The sequence below is a fragment of the Nocardioides sp. SLBN-35 genome (assembly GCF_006715725.1).
Classification (GTDB): domain Bacteria; phylum Actinomycetota; class Actinomycetes; order Propionibacteriales; family Nocardioidaceae; genus Nocardioides.
Genome location: NZ_VFNU01000001.1, coordinates 943505 through 960161, shown reverse-complemented (window position 1 = coordinate 960161; position 16657 = coordinate 943505). Strand labels below are relative to the sequence as shown.

The following is a 16657-nucleotide window of genomic DNA, read 5'->3' as shown; positions in this document are numbered from 1 at the left end:
CTCCTCAGAACCCGAAGGTCCGGTCGACGGCGTCGAGGATCCGGTCGAGGTCGGGCAGGAAGGCCTCCTCGATCCGGGCGGGCGGGTAGGGGGTGTCGAAGCCGCCGACGCGCAGCACGGGGGCCTCGAGCGAGTGGAAGCACTCCTCGGTGACCCGCGCGGCGATCTCGGCACCGACACCGAGGGTCAGGTGGGCCTCGTGGACCACGACCAGGCGTCCGGTACGACGGACCGACTCGTGCACGGGCACGAGATCGAGCGGCGAGAGGGTGCGCAGGTCGATGACCTCCAGCGAGCGGCCCTCCTCGGCCGCGACGGTCGCGGCGTCCAGGCAGGTGGAGACCGTCGGCCCGTAGGCGACGAGCGTCGCGTCGGAGCCGGGGCGCACCACCCGCGACTGCCACAGCGGCGCTGCCGGCGCGGACTCGTCGACATCGGCCTTGGCCGAGTGGTAGAGCCGCTTGGGCTCGAGGAAGATCACCGGGTCATCGGCGTGGATCGCCTGCTGGATCATCACGTAGGCGTCGGCCGGGTTGGAGCAGGCGACGACCTTGAGGCCGGGGGTGTGCACGAACTGCGCCTCGGGCGACTCGCTGTGGTGCTCGACCGCGCCGATGCCGCCGCCGAACGGGATCCGGATGACCATCGGGATCCGGACCCGGCCCCGGCTGCGGAAGTGGAACCGGGCGACCTGGCACACGATCTGGTCGTAGGCGGGGTAGACGAAGCCGTCGAACTGGATCTCGACCACCGGCCGGTAGCCCCGCATCGCCAGGCCGACGGCGGTGCCGACGATGCCGGACTCGGCCAGCGGGGTGTCGATCACCCGGGCGTCGCCGAAGTCCTTCTGCAGCCCGTCGGTGAGCCGGAAGACGCCGCCGAGGGTGCCGACGTCCTCGCCCATGATGACGACCTTGTCGTCGTCCTCCATCGCCTTGCGCAGGCCGGCGTTGAGCGCCTTGGCCAAGGTCATCGTGGTCATGACGGCACCTCCTCGAACGAGGCGGCGTGCGCGTCGAACTCCGCCTGCTGGGCCGCCAGCTCGGCCGTCTTCTCCGCGTGGACCAGGTCCCACAGCTCGTGGGGCGAGGGATCCGGGAGGGCGTGGCACTCGCGCCGCATCCGCTCGCCGAGCGCGTCGGCCTCGGCCGCGAGCTCGGACAGGAACGCGTCGTCGGCCATGCCGTTGCGGCGCAGATAGACCTCGAGGCGGGCGATCGGGTCCTTGAGCTTCCAGTGCTCGACGTCGTCGCTGAGCCGGTAGCGGGTGGGATCGTCGGTGGTGGTGTGGGCGCCCATCCGGTACGTGTAGGCCTCGATCAGGATCGGGCCCTGGCCCTCACGCGCCCGCTGCAGGGCAGCCTTCGTGACGGCGTACGTCGCGAGCACGTCGTTGCCGTCGACGCGGATGCCGGGGAAGCCGAAGCCGTGGGAGCGGCGGTAGAGCGGGATCCGGGACTGGCGCTCGAAGGGCTCCGAGATCGCCCACTGGTTGTTCTGGCAGAAGAACACGACCGGAGCGTTGAAGGAGGCCGCGAAGACGAACGCCTCGTTGACGTCGCCCTGAGAGGTGGCGCCGTCGCCGAAGTGGGCGACCACGGCGGTGTCGCGAGCCGGGTCGCCGGTGCCGACCAGGCCGTCGCGCTGGACACCCATGGCGTACCCGGTCGCGTGCAGGGTCTGCGCGCCGATCACGATCGTGTAGAGGGCGAAGTTGTGGGCCGCCGGGTCCCAGCCGCCCTGGTCGACGCCGCGGAACAGGCCGAGCAGCCGGACCGGGTCGACCCCCCGGCACCACGCGACGCCGTGCTCGCGGTAGGTCGGGAAGACGAAGTCCTGCGGCGCGAGCGCACGACCGGCGCCGATCTGGGCTGCCTCCTGGCCGAGCAGCTGGGCCCACAGGCCGAGCTCGCCGTGGCGCTGCAGCGCGGTCGCCTCGGTGTCCAGGCGCCGGACCAGGGTCATGTCGCGGTAGAAGCCGCGCAGCTCCTCGGCGCTGAACTCGACGTCGAAGCCCGGGTGGTGGACCCGCTCCCCCTCGGGGGTGAGCAGCTGGACGAGCTCAGGATCGGGGGTGCGTTCGGGGGCCGGTCCGAAGACGGGGTCGGTCATTCGCCACTCCTTGCATCCGCCGCCTGCGGGATCGCCGCGGCACGGGTCTGGTCGGTCCGTGGTCCGGGTCCGGCACAGGGGTGGCGTGACGTGATCCGGAGCACACCGTCACTCGCCACGATACTTCGTCCCCATGATCGGATCGCGAACCCGACGCCGGCCGGCGTCGGGGGCGACGCGCGGGTCCTGTCCCGGCGTCCTGTCCCCCAGGGCGGTACGACGACACGGGGAGCCGCGTCGTCGTACCGGCGCATCACTTCTCGGTGTAGCTGTAGCCGCTCACGAGCCATTCGCCCGAGCTGCCGTCGAGCGCCCAGTGCGACACCAGGGTCTTGCCGGTGTTGGGCGCGTAGACGTCGCCGTCGAGCGCGGCGATGTCGCCCACGATCGTGGGGTCCTCGAAGGTGTACTCGGCGTTGGACATCTCGAGGTTTCCGGCGACCGCCTTGCAGCCGTCCTGGTCGGTGAACTCGGAGGCGAAGTAGTCCGGCGTCGTCAGACCCTCCACCGCGAGGCAGTTGCCCTCGAGCAGCGAGTCGAGGAAGGCCCGCGCCGTGATCGACGGGTCGTCGGTGGGCGCGTCGCCCAGGTCGGACGAGTCGGACTCGGTCGGCTCGTCGGTCGGCTCGTCGGTCGGCTCGTCGGTGGGCTCGTCGGTAGCGTCCTTGGTCGTGGACGTGTCGTCCTTGGCGGCCGGCTTGTCGTCGTCACCGTTGAACACGGTGAAGGCGAGCACCGCCACGACACCGAGGACGAGGACCACCACCCCGGCGACGACCGCGATGATCAGGCCCTTCTTGCCGCCCCCACCGGTCGGGGGCGCCGGGAATCCGGGGCCGCCGGGGCCGCCTGGTCCACCGGGGTAGCCGCCGCCCGGGTAGCCCGGTTGGGGGTAGCCGGGCTGGGGGTAGCCCGGCTGCTGGGGCTGCTGGTAGCCGGGCGCCGCGGGCTGCGGCGGCTGGGGCGGGTAGCCCGGCTGCGGCGGCTGGCCGGGAGCGCCGTACGGCGGCACGGGGGCGCCGCCGGCCGGCGGCGCCATCTGGGTCGGAGGCTGCTCGCCGGGCTGCCCAGGTGGGGGGAACTGGTCGCTCACGCGCGTGAGCCTAGTGCCCCGAGGGCTCCGGGAGAGGCGATTCGTCCCGGCGGCGCGGCCACAGGGTGACGAGCAGCAGGACCAGCCCGACGGGCGCCGCCAGGAGGAAGCCCCGCGCGTACGGCTCCAGCGAGCCGACCACCGCGTCCAGCAGGGCCCCGGCGAGCTCACGGCGCTCCACCTCGACCCGGTCGAGAGCGGCGTCGCGCAGCGGTTCCGCGGCGAGCAGCAGCCCCACCGCCGCGAGGGCGACGCCGAGCAGGCCGAGCCCGAGCGCGCGGACCTCGGCCCGCCAGCCGCGCGCGACGACCAGGGCGATCACGATGAGGCCGATCCAGACGAACGGCAGCAGTCGGCTGACCCCGTCGACGGCACGGTACGCCGGGCCAGCCTCGGCGACCTTCGACTCCCGCTCCACGGGGACCCGGAGCTCGACGTCGGGCAGCAGCCCGACCGGGATGCCGCGGTCCTCGAGGCGCCCCAGCACCTGGTCGACCAGGGGTCCGGCATCGACGGTGATCGAGCCGTCGGCGGGCGCCTCGGGATCCTCGAGCACCGCGAGCACCTGGTCGTGCACGTCGCCGTTGGCCCGGCGCCAGAACGCCGGGAACTCCGGGCTCTCCACGACCGTGGTGGCCGCCTCGTCGGCCCACTCCCGCACGGCCGAGGGCAGCCCGAAGGGGATGTGCTCCTGCAGCGACTGAACCGCCCCGTCCGCGGCCGCCTCGGCGAGCACCTGACGCACGGCCGGGTCGTGGGCGAGACCGGCGACCGTGTCGACGTACTCGCTGCGGTCGTCGACCCGCGCGGTCAGCCAGGTCCCGGCGATCGCGAAGGGGGCGACCAGGGTCGCCAGGAGGACCGTGACGGTCGCGGTGAGGGAGCGCATCGGGCCGGTCGACTCAGGAGTTCGCGTCCTGGACCTTCCAGTCGCCGTCCTCCTTGACGAGCTTCATCGTGAGGGTCCGCTCGTCGGTCTTCTCGCCGTCGAGCGCTTCGTCGAGGAACTTGTCGTCGGCGGTGTACTCGGCCGTCTGCTTCACCTCGACCGTCGCCTCGTCGCCGTCCTCGTCGACGTCCTTGACCTCGTACTCGTAGTCGAAGTTGTCATTGGCCTCGTCGAGCGAGAGTCCGTACTCGTCCTCGAACTGGTCGCTCGTCTTCTCCTCCTCCTTCGCCGACTCGTCTGCGAACTCGTCGCAGTCGTCGGCGTCGGCCGCCTCGAGCAGGGAGTCCCGCTCGTCCTCGGCCGTCAGCTCGCACCACGCCCCGTAGTCACGCTCGCCGCGCGCCTTGAGGTAGTCCGTCGCCACGTCCTCGGGGCTGCCGCCGCCGGTCACCTTCACCAGCACGACGACGAGGATGACGAGCAGGACGAGCGCCGCGGCGCCGGCACCGAGGAGGAGACCGAGCTTCTTGCCACCACCACCGCCGCCGCTCGGCGGGGCCCAGCCGGGCTGGGCGAAATGCTGGCCGAACTGCTGGGGCTGGCCGAACTGCTGCGGCTGCTGGCCGTAGGGCTGCTGCGCGTAGTGCTGGGCCGGCGGCTGCTGGGGCTGCGCGGGCTGCTGGAACTGCGGCTGCGCGGGCGGCTGCTGGGGCTGCTGCTGCGGAGGCCGGGGGGCGATGACGGTGGCGTCGGCGGCCGGCCCGGCGGACGGCGACTGGGTGTGCTCGGTCCACTGGGTGCCGTCCCACCAGCGCTGCCCGCCCTGGCCGTCGGGGTACCAACCGGCGGGGACGGTGGGCTGGTTCGGGTCGGACATCGCACTCTCCTGGGCGGGCGGGCAGGTCGGCGGGCATCATGCCACGCCGCCGCGGGCTTCAACCCCACCGCGGTCCCGGAGTCAGCCCGCGTCGACGCCCGCGACCCGCCAGTCGCCGTCGACCTCGACCAGCTCGACGGTGCCGCGGTCGTGCGGCCCGGCGCCCTGCCAGATCGCGTCGAACCCGTCCTGGTCGTCGCCGTGGTAGCGCAGCTCGACGTCGTAGCTCACCCGGGCCCGCCCGTCCCCCTGGCTGAACGGCTCGACGGTGACGACCACGTCGGTGTCGCCACGGTACGGCGCGAGGGCCGACGACTCGGCCGTCGCGGCAGCGGCCTCGGCGTAGGCCGCGCAGTCGGCGTACGGCTCACCCTCGTAGAGGTAGGTGCGCCACCGCTCGGTGGCCAGCGCACACTCGGTGCGCCAGGCGCCCTCCCAGCTCGCGCGGAGGTAGTCCTCCGCGACGTCCTCGGGCCCCGGGCCGCGCAACAGCACCACGAGCGAGGCCACCGCAGCCACCACCACGACGAGCGCAGCCGCCGCGATGGCGGTACGCCGTCCCGGGCGGCGCACCCGGCTCAGTTGGTCGTGGTGATGATCGCGACCACCACCACGACCAGCACCAGCACGATCGCGGTCAGCAGTCCGACCGTGAAGCCGATGGTCCGCTTCGTCGTCGCCGGTGGTGGTGGGAGGGCCGGACCGCCGTACGCGGCGGGCGCGCCGCCGAGGTAGGCCGGAGGCGGCGGGCCGGTGGGCGGGCCGGTGGGCGGCGGAGGAGGAGCACCGTACGGCGGCTGGCTCATGCGGTCAGACTAGTCAGGATCGGGCCGTCGCGGGGCGGGTCAGCCCGCGTCGCTGATCTTCCAGCGGCCGCCCTCGCGGGCCAGCTCGAAGTCCGACTTCTGGGTCGAGCCGTAGATCGTGATCTCGACCGGCACGGTCGCCGTACCGGCGGCGTCGTCGACGATGGCGTCGCCGACCTTCCACTTCACCGAGTCGCCCAGCTCGGTCGGGATCTGCGCGGCGTCACAGCTGCCCTCGTCGTCGAGGTACGTCGTGGTGACCAGGTCCTCCGCGGTCGCGCAGTCGCCGGCGAACGCGGAGTCGAGGAACGCCTCGACCACGGCGGCCGGCTCGTCCGGTACGGCGTCGGCGCTGCTCGAGCCGGTGGCGGACGGGCGGGCCGTGTCGGTCGGGACGGTGACACTCGCGGTCGGCGCGTCGGTCCCCTCGGCGCCGGGGTCGTCGGACTCCGAGCTCCGCGAGACGTCGTACGACGCGACCAGCCACTCGCCGTCGACCTTCTCGAGCAGGAAGGTGTACGTCGAGCTGCCGTACTGGCTGGTGAAGTCGGCGGGCACGCTCGCCGTGGATCCGTCGATGCTGGCGTCGTGGACCTCGGACTCGACGTCCTCGGTGGCGAGCAGCTGGAAGGCCTCGTCCTCGCAGGGCTCGGCCGCCTTGGCCTCCTCGGTCAGCAGCTTCTCCGCGGCGGCGCAGTCGCCGTCCTCGGCGGCGTCGACCAGCTTCTCGACGACGTCCTCGGGCGCTCCGGCGGCGCTGTCGCCGCCGCGGTCCTCGCCGTCGCTGTCGTCATCACCGGTGAGGGCGACGATCAGGCCGACGACGACACCGACGAGCAGGACCACGCCGACGACACCGAGCGCGATCCACAGGCCCTTGCCCTTGCCCTGGCCGCCCGGGGGAGGCGGTCCGGGCATGCCCGGCGGCGGGAACGGCGGCGGACCAGACGGCGGACCCGACGGCGGACCCGACGACGGCGGACCCGACGGCGGGGGACCCGGCGGCGGGGGGAAGGGGGGCTGCTGGCTCATGAGGGGTTCACCTGCTCCAGGTAGTCCGAGAACCACGACTCCAGGTCGGCGGGGTCGGTGGGGAAGGGCGGGATGTCGTCGGGGATACCCGACGGGACACCACTTGGAACCTTGGTCGGCAGGTCCGGGACGCTCGGAGCGCCGCTCGGCAGCTCGGGCAGGCTCTCGGTCGGCAGGTCGCTCGGGAAGTCCGACGGGTCGATCGTCGGGAGGTCGAGGCTGGCCTTCGTGCCGGGCGCGCCGGGCGTCGTACTGCTGCTGGTGTTGCCGCCGGCGGGATCCGCGTCGCCGTCGTCGCGGCCGACGAGCAGGAACGCGGCGACCGCCACGACCGCGATGGCCAGTAGGACGCCGCCGACGGCGACGGCCGCCCGCAGGCCGCGGCCGCCGCCCACCTCGAGGGACGGGCCGTCGGTCGGGAGCTCGGAGGGCACGGCCTCACCCTAGACGAGGAAGGCTTGCAGAATGGGTGCATGGCCGGACCGTCCACGCCACCGAAGAGCCCGTTCACCCTGCTGAGCGTCGAGAACGAGTCGACGGTCTCCCGGGTCGCCGCGGAGGTGCGGCGGGCGATCTTCGAGGGCGACCTGGAGAGCGGTACGCCGCTGCGCGAGATCGCTCTCGCCGAGTCGCTCGGGGTCTCGAGACCGACGGTCCGCGAGGCGCTGACGGTACTGGTGGCCGAGGGGCTGGCGACCCGGGAGCCGCACCGTGGGGTCATGGTCGCCACACCGCGGGCCGAGTCGGTGCGCGACGTGTGCCGGGCGCGGTGGGTGCTCGAGGGCGCGGGCGTGCTGGCATGGCCGGCCGCGGACGCCGTACGACGGGCCCGGGTGCGCACCACCCTCGACGCCTACACGGCGGCGGTGCGCAGCGGCGAGGCGTCGTACGAGGAGCTCAACGAGCGCCACCTCGCCTTCCACGTCTCGCTCGTCGAGCTGACCGGGAGCGCGCGGCTGGTGCAGATGGCCGAGGCGCTGATGGACGAGCTCCGACTGGCGCTGGCGCAGGTCGAGCGGATCAACCGCAACGCGCACGACGAGGCCGGCTCCCACGAAGGGCTGGTCGCGCTGCTGGAGGCGGACCGGATCGACGGACCGGACGGGGCGCACGCATTCTTGCGCAAGCACATCGACGACGCCGAGATCGAGATCGTCGAGGCGCTCGGCCTGGAATGACAGACTGGCGGCATGCTGGCCTTCCTGTCCCGTTGGGCGATCACGACCGCCGCGCTCGCCGTGGCCGCGCAGCTGATCGACGGCATCTGGTTCAAGGGCGCGACCGAGGGGCGCGCCGAGTTCGACGACAAGATCCTGCCGCTGGTGCTGGTCGCGCTGATCTCGTGCGCGGTGACGGCGCTGGTGAAGCCGCTGCTCACCTTCTTGTCCATCCCCTTCATCCTGCTGACGCTGGGCCTGTTCCTCATCGTGCTCAACGCGCTGCTGCTGCGGTTCACCGCGTGGCTGGCCGACCTGGTCGACATCGGGTTCCACGTCGACGGGTTCTGGCCGGCGGTGTGGGGCTCGATCATCATCAGCATCACCACGTGGTTCCTCGACGCGATCCTCGGCTTCGGCGACTGATGACGGCTGCTCCCCCGCCCCGCACCCCGGGGCACTACCGCGTCGCGCTGGTCTGCCTCGGCAACATCTGCCGCTCCCCGATGGCCGACGTGGTCCTGGCCGCGCGCGTCGCCGACGCCGGCCTCGACGACCGGGTCGAGGTGGTCAGCGCCGGCACCGGCACCTGGCACGTCGGCGAGGCGATGGACCGCCGGGCCGCGGCCCTGCTCACGACCGAGGGGTACGACGCCAGTCGGCACCGGGCCCAGCAGGTGCTCGCGTCCTGGCTGGACGAGCAGGACCTGGTCCTCGCCATGGACCGCGACAACCTGCGCGACCTGCGCGCACTCGGTGAGGCCGACCCCGACCGCGTGCGGCTGTTCCGCGACTTCGACCCGGTGGAGCCGGGTGGGGAGGTCCCCGACCCGTTCTTCGGTGGCGACGACGGGTTCGGCACCGTGCTCGCCATGGTGGAGCGGACCTCGGCCGCCCTCGTGACCGCGGTGGCCGGCGTACTCGCCTGAACTGGTCCTACTCACCGGTCACCCCTACATTTACTAGGACGTCCTAGTAATCGAGCGAGGGGAACCTGATGACGAGCATCGAGCGTGTGGGAGTGGTCGGCGGCGGCCTGATGGGATCCGGCATCGCGGAGGTCAACGCCCGCGCCGGCAAGGACGTCATCGTCGTCGAGTCCACCCCTGACGCGGTCGAGGCCGCCCGCCATCGCCTCGAGACCTCCCTCAAGCGCGCCGAGAGCCGCGGCAAGATCGAGTCCGCCGCCGCCGTGCTCGACCGGATCCGCGTCGTCGACGACCTCGCCGCCCTCGCCGACCGCGACCTCGTCGTCGAGGCCATCGTCGAGGACGAGCAGGCCAAGACCGACCTCTTCCGCCGCCTCGACGAGATCGTGACCAGCCCCGACGCGATCCTCGCGTCCAACACCTCCTCGATCCCGATCATGAAGCTGGCCGTCGCCACGAAGCGCCCCACGCACGTGCTGGGCGTGCACTTCTTCAACCCGGTCCCCGTCCTCAAGCTGGTCGAGCTGGTCCCGTCCCTGATGACCGACGCCGACACCACCGAGCGCGCCCGCGCGTACGTCCAGGACGACCTCGGCAAGACCGCCATCGACTGCCAGGACCGCGCCGGCTTCGTCGTCAACGCGCTGCTGATCCCGTTCATCCTGTCTGCGATCCGCATGTACGAGTCCGGCTTCGCCTCCGCCGAGGACATCGACCACGGTCTCGTCCTCGGCGCCGCCCACCCCCAAGGCCCCCTCGCGCTCGCCGACCTGATCGGCCTCGACACGGTCAAGGCCGTCGCCGAGTCGCTCTACGAGGAGTTCAAGGAGCCGCTGTACGCCGCCCCGCCGCTGCTCGCCCGCATGGTGGAGGCACGCCTGCTGGGCCGCAAGACCGGGCGGGGCTTCTACACCTACGCCTGAGACGACCGAGTTGGGTGGGCGAGAGTGACCTCAGGGTCACCCTCACCCACCCAACTCGTGTGTTCAGCCCTTCAGGTCCGGGAAGTCGTCGTCGCGGAACTCACCCGAGGGCCGAGCCCCCTCGACCTCGTTCTCCCGCTGCCGCAGCTCGACCCGCCGGATCTTGCCGGAGATGGTCTTGGGCAGCTCGTAGAACTCCAGGCGCCGCACCCGCAGGAACGGGGCGAGGTGCTCGCGCGCGTAGCGCAGGACCGACTCCGCCGTCTCCGCGGTCGGCTCGAAGCCGGGCACCAGCGCGACGTACGCCTTGGGCACCGCCAGCCGCACCGGGTCGGGCGCGGGCACGACGGCGGCCTCGGCCACCGCCGGGTGCTCGATCAGCACGCTCTCGAGCTCGAACGGGCTGATCTTGTAGTCCGAGGCCTTGAACACGTCGTCGGTGCGGCCTACGTAGGTGATGTAGCCGTCCTCGTCACGCGCCGCGACGTCGCCGGTGTGGTAGAAGCCGCCGGCCATCGCCTCGGCGTTCTTCGCCGGATCGCCCTGGTAGCCGGTCATCAGGCTCAGCGGTGAGGACGCGAGGTCGAGGCAGAGCTCGCCCTCGCCGACGCCGTCGACCACGGCGCCCTCCAGGGGGTCGACCAGCACCACCGGTACGCCGGGCAGCGGGCGGCCCATCGAGCCGGCCTTCACCGGCTGGCCCGGGGTGTTCGCGATCGCGGCGGTCATCTCGGTCTGGCCGAAGCCGTCGCGGATGGTGCGGCCCCAGTGCCTCTCGACCTGGCTGATCACCTCGGGGTTCAACGGCTCACCCGCGGCGATCGCCTCACGCAGCACGCCGGGACCCCCGGACAGGTCGGCGTTGATCAGCATCCGCCACACCGTCGGCGGCGCGCAGAAGGTCGTCACCCCCTCCGCGCGGAGCTGGCCCAGCAGGGCAGCCGCGTCGAAGCGGGCGTAGTTGTAGACGAACACCGTCGCCTCGGCCAGCCACGGGGCGAAGAAGTTCGACCACGCGTGCTTCGCCCACCCGGGGCTCGAGATGTTGAGGTGCACGTCGCCGGGCTGCAGGCCCAGCCAGTACATCGTCGACAGGTGCCCCACCGGGTAGGACACATGGGTGTGCTCGACCAGCTTGGGCCGTGAGGTGGTGCCCGAGGTGAAGTACAGGAGCAGCCGGTCGGTGCTCGCATTGCCGGGGTGCGGGACAGGCTCGGCGGGACGTTCGTACGCCGCGGCGTACGACACCCAGCCCTCGGCAGGACCGACCGCGATCCGCGCGTACGACCCCGGGACCTCGTCGAACTTCCCCGCATCGGCCGCATTGCAGACGACGGCCCGCGCATCGCCGCGCCCCAGCCGGTCGACCAGCTCGGCCGGCCCCACCGCCGTGGTGGTCGGCATGATCACCGCGCCGAGCCGGATCAGCGCGAGCATCGACTCCCACAGCTCGACCTGGTTGCCGAGCATGACCACGACGCTGTCGCCGCGTCCGATCCCCTGCTCGGCCAGCAGCGCGGCCACCTGCTCGGAGCGGGTGACCAGCTCGCCGAAGGTGTACGACGCCCGCCGGCCGTCCTCCTCGACGATCACCAGCCCGGGCTGCTCGCTGTCCCGCGCATAGGAGTCGAACCAGTCGTGCACGAAGTTGAACCTCGGCCCGACGTCGGGCCACTCGAACCGGGCCACCGCCCCGGCGTGATCGGCGCGGAGGTCGCGCAGCAGGTCCCGGGCGGTACGCAGGGCTGTGCTCATGGTGCCCACTCTGCCCACCCGCCGCGCGCGGCGACACCCTCGAACGGAGGGTCGACACGGCGCACCGATACCCCAGATTTCGGTGATGTTCGCGCCACCGGCCCCGATGGACGATGCCCTGACGTCGAGCGAAGGGGACGACCATGGGCATTCCGGGCTCAGGGGTGGCACGGGCACTGGCAGGAGGGCTCGTCGCGACGAGCCTGGTCGCGGCGGCACCCGCCACGGCCGCACCACCGGCCAGGGCCGCGGCCTGCGCGCCGGCCGCGAACATCCAGGCGATCATCGACGACTCCGGTTCGATGTCGGGCACCGATCCGGACCGGCTGCGGGTCCAGGCGATGAACCTGCTCGTCGACGCCCTGGCCCCCTCGCGGATCCTCGGCGCGACCGAGTTCGGGTCGGTCGAGGACAACGTCTTCGCGCCGGCGGCCGTCGGGCCGAGCGCGGCGACGATGAAGGCATCGCTCGACGCGCTGATCCAGGCCGACAACGGCGGCACGGACTACAACCTCGCCTTCGACTCGGCACGCGCGGTCAACCCCGGCGCCACGGTCCGGATCTTCCTGACCGACGGGGGCCACAACAGCGGCGACTACCTCAACGCCCACCTCAACCCCGCACCGCAGGCCCAGACGCCGACGTACGTCATCGGCTTCAGCCCCGGTCTCGCCGCGGCCGAGGACCAGGCGCGGCTGCAACAGATCGCGGCCGAGACCGGCGGTCAGTACTTCGCCCTCCCGGACGCGCAGGCCCTGCAGCCGGTGATGAACGAGATCCAGACCCGCCTGACCTGCCAGTCGCCGCCGAAGACCTTCGTCGACACCATCGCGGCGGGTGGGGCGACCCATCACGGGGTGAAGATCAAGCGGAAGTCGCGGTCCGCGCAGCTGACGCTGACCTGGACCAGCCCGCTCGACGCGTTCAAGGTCAAGAAGGTCAAGATCAAGCGCCACGGCCGGGTCGTCGCGACCAAGGGCCACCCGCTCAAGATCAGGACCAAGCGGGGCGCGACCTACCTGGTCGTCAAGGTGACCAAGCTGGTCCCGGGCAAGCTGACCTTCGTCGTCAAGAACACCGCGGCCGGCTCAGGATCGCCGCAGGTCACCGTGACCACCCAGGTGAGCCAGAGCAGGTCGAAGAAGTAGGTCAGTCCGCGAAGTCGCCGGAGGCCTGGCGGACCTGGCGGAGCAGGTCGTAGGCATCGGCCTGCTGGTCGCCGCTGAGGCCGGTCACCGCGAAGTCGATCGCGGTGACCGCCTTGGTCGCCCTGCGCACGGTCGTGCGGCCCTCGGGCGTGAGCCGGGCGAGGGTACGACGGCGGTCGGCCTCGTCGGGCACCCGGACGACGTACCCCTGGGCCTCGAGGCGGTCGATCGCGCTTGTGACCGAGGTGGGATGGACCATCAGCCGCTCGCCGATCTTGCTCAGCGGCAGCGCGCCGTGCCGGCTGAACAGCAGCAGCACGAGCACCTCGTAGCGGGAGAAGGTCAGCCCGAACGGCTTCAGCGCGGCGTCGAGCGCCCCGATCATCAGCTGCTGGACCCGCATCACCGAAGTGGCCAGCCGCATCGCGGTCGCGTCGCCGAAGTGCTCCTCCCAGAGGTCGCCGGCGCGGTCGATCGGGTCGAACGGCAGGCGGGCGTCGGGCACGGACCGAACCCTAGATCATCCGGGGACTTTCCCAGATTACTTGGACGTCCTACTATCGGAGATCCAAGGAGTTTGGAGGATCGATGCCCGAGCACACCCTGCACGTCCCGCAGCACCCCGTCCGCCTGGTGACGGCGTCCAGCCTGTTCGACGGCCACGACGCCTCGATCAACATCATGCGGCGGATCTTCCAGAGCCAGGGCTGCGAGGTGATCCACCTCGGGCACAACCGCTCGGTGGCCGAGGTCGTCGAGGCCGCGATCGAGGAGGACGTGCAGGGCATCGCGGTGTCGTCGTACCAGGGCGGTCACGTGGAGTACTTCGAGTACCTCACCCAGCTGCTCCGTGAGCGCGGCGCCGGCCACATCAAGGTCGTCGGCGGCGGTGGCGGCGTCATCGTCCACGACGAGATCAACCGGCTGCGCGAGTCCGGCGTCACCATCTTCTCGCCCGAGGACGGCCAGCGGCTCGGCCTGCCGGGCATGGTCAACACCGTCGTCGAGGCCTGCGACACCGACCTGTGGGAGACCGGCAGCGTCACCGCCGAGCAGGTCCTCAGCGGCGACCGCGCGGCGCTCGCGCGCGCCATCACCGGCGCCGAGCTCGGCAAGCTCGACCGCGCGCTGCTCGACCAGCTCTCCGCGGCGGCGGCCGCTCACGCCGTACCGATCCTCGGGATCACCGGCACCGGCGGCTCCGGCAAGTCCAGCCTCACCGACGAGCTCGTACGACGCCTGCGGGTCGACCAGCAGGACAAGGTCCGCGTCGCCGTGCTCGCCGTCGACCCGACCCGGCGCAAGGGCGGCGGCGCGCTGCTCGGCGACCGGATCCGGATGAACAGCCTCGACCTGACCGGGCACGGCCTGGACCGCAACCAGGTCTACTTCCGCAGCCTCGCCACCCGCGGCGCGCACGAGGTGCCCGAGCACCTCGACGACGTGCTCACCGTGATCAAGGCCGCCGGCTTCGACCTCGTCGTCGTCGAGACCCCCGGCATCGGCCAGGGCGACGCGGCGATCGTGCCGTTCGTCGACACCTCGCTCTACGTCATGACGCCGGAGTTCGGCGCCGCGTCGCAGCTGGAGAAGATCGACATGCTCGACTTCGCCGACGCGGTCGCGATCAACAAGTTCGAGCGCCGCGGCGCCGAGGACGCGCTGCGCGACGTGGGCCGCCAGATGGTCCGCAACCGCGAGGCGTTCGGCAAGCAGCCCGCCGACATGCCCGTCTTCGGCACCTCGGCCGCCACCTTCGACGACGACGGCGTCACCGCGCTCTACCAGTTCCTGCGCGGCCTGCTCGCCGGACGGGGCCTCGCCGCCGGCGAGGGCCTGCTCGCGCCGGTCGAGGGCAAGACGTCGACCCGGATCCAGACCGTGCTGCCCGCCGACCGGGTCCGCTACCTCGCCGAGATCGCCGAGACCGTGCGCAGCTACCACGCCGACACCGAGGTGCTCGTCGAGAAGGCCCGCCGTGCGCAGCGCTTCGCCGCGGTCGCCGAGGAGCTCGCCGAGATCGAGGACCTCGCCGCCGCCGCGGCCCGGGCCAACGACGACCTGCCGCTCGACGTACGCGACCAGCTGGCCGCCTGGCCGGGTGTCGTCGCGCAGTACGACGAGGACACCGCCGCCAAGGGCCGCGAGTCGCTCTCCGGCAACCGGGTGCCGCGGGTCGCCGTACCCCGCTTCGCCGACCACGGCGAGCTGGTCCGCTACTGGCGCCGCGAGAACCTCCCGGGCCACTTCCCCTTCACCGCGGGCGTCTTCCCGTTCAAGCGCGCCGACGAGGACCCGGCCCGCATGTTCGCGGGCGAGGGCGACCCGTTCCGCACCAACAAGCGGTTCCGGATGCTCTCCGAGGGCCAGCCGGCGACCCGCCTGTCGACCGCCTTCGACTCGGTCACGCTCTACGGCCGCGACCCCGACGAGCGCCCCGACATCTACGGCAAGGTCGGCACGTCCGGCGTCTCCGTCGCGACGCTCGAGGACATGAAGGCGCTCTACGACGGCTTCGACCTGCTCTCCCCCACGACGTCGGTCTCGATGACGATCAACGGCCCCGCCCCGACGGTGCTGGCGTTCTACCTCAATACCGCGATGGACCAGGCCCGCGAGCGCGGCATCGACCCGTACGAGGCGATCAAGTCGATCCGTGGCACGGTCCAGGCCGACATCCTCAAGGAGGATCAGGGCCAGAACACCTGCCTGTTCTCCACGGAGTTCTCGCTGCGCTGCATGGCCGACATCCAGGAGTGGTTCATCCAGCAGCAGGTCCGCAACTTCTACTCGGTCTCCATCTCCGGCTACCACATCGCCGAGGCCGGGGCGAACCCGATCAGCCAGCTCGCGTTCACCCTCGCCAACGGCTTCACGTACGTCGAGTCGTACCTCGCCCGCGGCATGGACATCGACGACTTCGCGCCCAACCTGTCGTTCTTCTTCTCCAACGGCATGGACCCCGAGTACACCGTGATCGGCCGGGTCGCCCGCCGGATCTGGGCCGTCGCCATGCGCGACCGCTACGGCGCCAACGAGCGCTCGCAGAAGCTGAAGTACCACGTCCAGACGTCCGGTCGCTCCCTGCACGCGCAGGAGATGGACTTCAACGACATCCGCACCACGCTGCAGGCGCTGATCGCGATCTACGACAACGCGAACTCGCTGCACACCAACGCCTACGACGAGGCGGTCACCACCCCGTCGACCGAGTCGGTGCGTCGCGCGCTGGCGATCCAGCTGATCATCAACCGCGAGTGGGGCCTGGCCTCCAACGAGAACCCGCTCCAGGGCTCGTACGTCGTCGACGAGCTCACCGACCTCGTCGAGTCCGCCGTGCTCGCCGAGTTCGACCGGATCTCCGAGCGCGGCGGTGTCCTCGGCGCGATGGAGACCGGCTACCAGCGCGGCCGGATCCAGGACGAGTCGATGCTCTACGAGCACCGCAAGCACGACGGCACGCTCCCGATCATCGGCGTCAACACCTTCCGGGCGCCGGAGAGCGGCGACGGGACGCCCGACGAGATCGAGCTGGCCCGCGCGACCACGGAGGAGAAGGAGTCGCAGCTGGTGCGGCTGCGCGACTTCCAGGCCCGCCACGCCGACGACGCCACCGCGGCCATCGCCCGGCTCAAGGAGGCGGCCACGAGCGGCGAGAACGTCTTCGCCGTCCTCATGGACGCCGCCCGGGTGTGCTCGCTGGGCCAGGTCACGGAGGCGTTCTTCGAGGTCGGCGGGCAGTACCGCAGGAACGTCTGAGGCCCGCCGGTCTGCGACGAAGGAGCAGACCGGCGTCGGCCGAGGAGGTCGAGGAGAGCCGACGAGCTCGCACAGCGAAGCAAGCGAGGTCGTGGCACGTCACGAGACCAGGTGAGGTGCTGCCGGGGCTATCCGTGGACGGTCGGCGAGAGTACGGCCAGGGGTCTCGTGACGGTC

At 71.8% G+C, this 16657-nt stretch carries 17 protein-coding genes; 6 read left to right on the top strand and 11 right to left on the bottom strand.

Annotation, left to right across the window (positions count from 1 at the left end; translation table 11 throughout):
* Nucleotides 1–4 precede the first annotated feature (4 nt).
* The 9 genes from FBY23_RS04710 to FBY23_RS26300 form a co-directional block, all read right to left on the bottom strand.
* Complete coding sequence (locus FBY23_RS04710) at nt 5–982, bottom strand: alpha-ketoacid dehydrogenase subunit beta (protein ID WP_141797089.1); 978 nt, start codon at nt 980–982, stop codon at nt 5–7.
* Entirely contained in the window at nt 979–2112 is a 1134-nt protein-coding gene (pdhA, locus tag FBY23_RS04705) for a pyruvate dehydrogenase (acetyl-transferring) E1 component subunit alpha (protein ID WP_141797088.1), read from the bottom strand. The genes FBY23_RS04710 and pdhA overlap by 4 nt, the downstream gene beginning before the upstream one ends.
* A 253-nt stretch (nt 2113–2365) precedes the next feature.
* A complete protein-coding gene (locus FBY23_RS04700) occupies nt 2366–3205 on the bottom strand; it encodes a hypothetical protein (RefSeq protein ID WP_141797087.1) in 840 nt (279 codons plus the stop codon).
* A 10-nt stretch (nt 3206–3215) separates the two neighbouring features.
* The gene (locus FBY23_RS04695; protein ID WP_141797086.1) at nt 3216–4094 is read right to left on the bottom strand and encodes a hypothetical protein; all 879 of its coding nucleotides are present in this window, start codon (nt 4092–4094) and stop codon (nt 3216–3218) included.
* Between the two features lie 13 nt (nt 4095–4107).
* The gene (locus tag FBY23_RS26305; RefSeq protein WP_186348220.1) at nt 4108–4971 is read right to left on the bottom strand and encodes a DUF2510 domain-containing protein; all 864 of its coding nucleotides are present in this window, start codon (nt 4969–4971) and stop codon (nt 4108–4110) included.
* 81 nt (nt 4972–5052) lie between these two features.
* Nucleotides 5053–5544 carry a hypothetical protein gene (locus FBY23_RS04685; protein ID WP_141797085.1) on the bottom strand — a complete coding sequence of 164 codons (492 nt, stop codon included), beginning with the start codon at nt 5542–5544 and terminating at the stop codon, nt 5053–5055.
* A 5-nt stretch (nt 5545–5549) separates the two neighbouring features.
* Nucleotides 5550–5777, bottom strand: a complete 228-nt coding sequence (locus FBY23_RS04680; protein ID WP_141797084.1) for a hypothetical protein — start codon at nt 5775–5777, stop codon at nt 5550–5552.
* Between the two features lie 39 nt (nt 5778–5816).
* The gene (locus FBY23_RS04675; protein ID WP_141797083.1) at nt 5817–6695 is read right to left on the bottom strand and encodes a hypothetical protein; all 879 of its coding nucleotides are present in this window, start codon (nt 6693–6695) and stop codon (nt 5817–5819) included.
* A 110-nt stretch (nt 6696–6805) separates the two neighbouring features.
* Nucleotides 6806–7243, bottom strand: a complete 438-nt coding sequence (locus FBY23_RS26300; protein ID WP_186348219.1) for a hypothetical protein — start codon at nt 7241–7243, stop codon at nt 6806–6808.
* Nucleotides 7244–7282: 39 nt separating this feature from the next.
* On the opposite strand from FBY23_RS26300, the gene FBY23_RS04660 reads away from it, so the two are divergent.
* From FBY23_RS04660 to FBY23_RS04645, 4 genes are all read left to right on the top strand, one after another.
* Nucleotides 7283–7987 carry a GntR family transcriptional regulator gene (locus tag FBY23_RS04660; protein ID WP_141797082.1) on the top strand — a complete coding sequence of 235 codons (705 nt, stop codon included), beginning with the start codon at nt 7283–7285 and terminating at the stop codon, nt 7985–7987.
* Between the two features lie 12 nt (nt 7988–7999).
* Nucleotides 8000–8392 carry a phage holin family protein gene (locus FBY23_RS04655; RefSeq protein WP_141797081.1) on the top strand — a complete coding sequence of 131 codons (393 nt, stop codon included), beginning with the start codon at nt 8000–8002 and terminating at the stop codon, nt 8390–8392.
* The gene (locus FBY23_RS04650; protein ID WP_141800858.1) at nt 8392–8895 is read left to right on the top strand and encodes a low molecular weight protein-tyrosine-phosphatase; all 504 of its coding nucleotides are present in this window, start codon (nt 8392–8394) and stop codon (nt 8893–8895) included. The genes FBY23_RS04655 and FBY23_RS04650 overlap by 1 nt, the downstream gene beginning before the upstream one ends.
* 68 nt (nt 8896–8963) lie before the next feature.
* Nucleotides 8964–9818 (top strand): 3-hydroxybutyryl-CoA dehydrogenase, encoded by an 855-nt coding sequence (locus FBY23_RS04645; protein WP_141797080.1) that lies wholly within the window; start codon nt 8964–8966, stop codon nt 9816–9818.
* Between the two features lie 63 nt (nt 9819–9881).
* Here FBY23_RS04645 and FBY23_RS04640 read toward each other — a convergent pair whose 3' ends face one another.
* The gene (locus FBY23_RS04640) at nt 9882–11573 is read right to left on the bottom strand and encodes an AMP-binding protein (protein ID WP_141797079.1); all 1692 of its coding nucleotides are present in this window, start codon (nt 11571–11573) and stop codon (nt 9882–9884) included.
* A 143-nt stretch (nt 11574–11716) separates the two neighbouring features.
* Here FBY23_RS04640 and FBY23_RS04635 point away from each other — a divergent pair, with 143 nt between their 5' ends.
* Nucleotides 11717–12721 (top strand): VWA domain-containing protein, encoded by a 1005-nt coding sequence (locus FBY23_RS04635; protein WP_141797078.1) that lies wholly within the window; start codon nt 11717–11719, stop codon nt 12719–12721.
* Nucleotide 12722: 1 nt separating this feature from the next.
* Here the strand turns inward: FBY23_RS04635 and FBY23_RS04630 are convergent, their stop codons facing one another.
* Entirely contained in the window at nt 12723–13226 is a 504-nt protein-coding gene (locus FBY23_RS04630) for a MarR family winged helix-turn-helix transcriptional regulator (RefSeq protein ID WP_260805749.1), read from the bottom strand.
* A gap of 83 nt (nt 13227–13309) precedes the next feature.
* Here FBY23_RS04630 and icmF point away from each other — a divergent pair, with 83 nt between their 5' ends.
* Nucleotides 13310–16480 carry a fused isobutyryl-CoA mutase/GTPase IcmF gene (gene icmF / locus FBY23_RS04625; RefSeq protein WP_141797077.1) on the top strand — a complete coding sequence of 1057 codons (3171 nt, stop codon included), beginning with the start codon at nt 13310–13312 and terminating at the stop codon, nt 16478–16480.
* Nucleotides 16481–16657: the final 177 nt, after the last annotated feature.

Coding starts and splice junctions, on each gene's coding strand:
- FBY23_RS04710 (WP_141797089.1), bottom strand. CDS start 982: ATGACCACGATGACCTTGGCCAAGGCGCTCAACGCCGGCCTGCGCAAG.
- pdhA (WP_141797088.1), bottom strand. CDS start 2,112: ATGACCGACCCCGTCTTCGGACCGGCCCCCGAACGCACCCCCGATCCT.
- FBY23_RS04695 (WP_141797086.1), bottom strand. CDS start 4,094: ATGCGCTCCCTCACCGCGACCGTCACGGTCCTCCTGGCGACCCTGGTC.
- FBY23_RS26305 (WP_186348220.1), bottom strand. CDS start 4,971: ATGTCCGACCCGAACCAGCCCACCGTCCCCGCCGGTTGGTACCCCGAC.
- FBY23_RS04680 (WP_141797084.1), bottom strand. CDS start 5,777: ATGAGCCAGCCGCCGTACGGTGCTCCTCCTCCGCCGCCCACCGGCCCG.
- FBY23_RS04675 (WP_141797083.1), bottom strand. CDS start 6,695: ATGCCCGGACCGCCTCCCCCGGGCGGCCAGGGCAAGGGCAAGGGCCTG.
- FBY23_RS04660 (WP_141797082.1), top strand. CDS start 7,283: ATGGCCGGACCGTCCACGCCACCGAAGAGCCCGTTCACCCTGCTGAGC.
- FBY23_RS04655 (WP_141797081.1), top strand. CDS start 8,000: ATGCTGGCCTTCCTGTCCCGTTGGGCGATCACGACCGCCGCGCTCGCC.
- FBY23_RS04650 (WP_141800858.1), top strand. CDS start 8,392: ATGACGGCTGCTCCCCCGCCCCGCACCCCGGGGCACTACCGCGTCGCG.
- FBY23_RS04645 (WP_141797080.1), top strand. CDS start 8,964: ATGACGAGCATCGAGCGTGTGGGAGTGGTCGGCGGCGGCCTGATGGGA.
- FBY23_RS04640 (WP_141797079.1), bottom strand. CDS start 11,573: ATGAGCACAGCCCTGCGTACCGCCCGGGACCTGCTGCGCGACCTCCGC.
- FBY23_RS04635 (WP_141797078.1), top strand. CDS start 11,717: ATGGGCATTCCGGGCTCAGGGGTGGCACGGGCACTGGCAGGAGGGCTC.
- icmF (WP_141797077.1), top strand. CDS start 13,310: ATGCCCGAGCACACCCTGCACGTCCCGCAGCACCCCGTCCGCCTGGTG.